The organism is Pseudomonas sp. 51_B, from assembly GCF_017491595.1.
Classification (GTDB): Bacteria; Pseudomonadota; Gammaproteobacteria; order Pseudomonadales; family Pseudomonadaceae; genus Aquipseudomonas; species Aquipseudomonas promysalinigenes.
Map to the genome: position 1 here is coordinate 1 of NZ_JAFGYW010000137.1, position 550 is coordinate 550.

Genomic DNA, 550 nt, shown 5'->3' on the forward strand with positions numbered 1-550 from the left:
CCGTCGCCACCGATCATGGTGTCGGCACCGAGGCCGCCATCAAGGGTGTCGTCACCGGCTCCGCCATTAAGGGTGTTGTTTGCGCTATTACCCGTAAGCACGTTGTTCAGGCTGTTGCCGGTGCCATTGATCGCGCTGCCAGTCAGCAGCAGGTTTTCCAGGTTGGCGCCCAGCGTAAAATCCACCGAAGAGCGCACGGTGTCGATTTCGCTGATCAGGGTGCTGGTTTCGGTCACGGTATCGCCGAGGTTGTCGACGATGTAAGTGTCATTGCCCAGACCGCCGATCAGGGTGTCGGCACCCAGACCGCCGTCAAGGACGTTGTTGCCGTCGTTGCCGGTCATGCGGTTGTTGACCGAGTTGCCGGTGCCGTTGAGGTTGGCTGTGCCGGTCAGGATCAGGTTCTCGACGTTGGCGCCGAGGGTGTAGTCGATGGAAGAGAACACCCGGTCAAGCGCGGTCAGCGAGGCGTCGGTTTCGATGACCTGGTCGCCGACATTGTCGACATAGTAAGTATCGACGCCGTCGCCACCGATCATGGTATCGGCAC

General features: G+C 60.4%; 1 protein-coding gene. It reads right to left on the reverse strand.

Annotated features, from left to right (window positions below):
* Positions 1-550 (reverse strand): calcium-binding protein (locus J5M56_RS24030; RefSeq protein WP_207937944.1); only part of this gene is annotated, 550 nt, incomplete at both ends.